This is a genomic window from Stenotrophomonas sp. PS02289, from assembly GCF_029960115.1.
In the GTDB taxonomy this organism is placed as follows: Bacteria; Pseudomonadota; Gammaproteobacteria; order Xanthomonadales; family Xanthomonadaceae; genus Stenotrophomonas.
Map to the genome: position 1 here is coordinate 1 of NZ_JASCOZ010000358.1, position 515 is coordinate 515.

Below are 515 nucleotides of genomic sequence, written 5' to 3' on the forward strand. Positions count from 1 at the left end.
GGCAAGACCACGCTGACCGCCGCACTGACCAAGATCGGTGCCGAGCGCTTCGGTGGCGAGTTCAAGGATTACTCCGCGATCGACGCCGCGCCGGAAGAAAAGGCACGTGGCATCACGATCTCGACCGCACACGTCGAATACGAATCCCCGACCCGTCACTACGCCCACGTTGACTGCCCGGGCCACGCTGACTACGTCAAGAACATGATCACCGGTGCTGCCCAGATGGACGGCGCGATCCTGGTGTGCTCGGCCGCTGACGGCCCGATGCCGCAGACCCGCGAGCACATCCTGCTGTCGCGTCAGGTCGGCGTGCCGTACATCGTGGTCTTCCTGAACAAGGCTGACATGGTCGACGACGCCGAGCTGCTCGAGCTGGTCGAAATGGAAGTGCGTGAACTGCTGAGCAAGTACGACTTCCCGGGCGACGACACCCCGATCATCTCCGGTTCGGCCCGTCTGGCGCTGGAAGGCGACCAGAGCGACATCGGCGTGCCGGCCGTGATCAAGCTGGT

General features: G+C 64.1%; 1 protein-coding gene. It reads left to right on the forward strand.

Going from position 1 to position 515, the window contains the following annotated elements; translation table 11 throughout:
* Positions 1-515, forward strand: a 515-nt coding sequence (locus QMX83_RS21595) for a GTP-binding protein (protein WP_282298672.1), incomplete at both ends; no start/stop codon positions are given.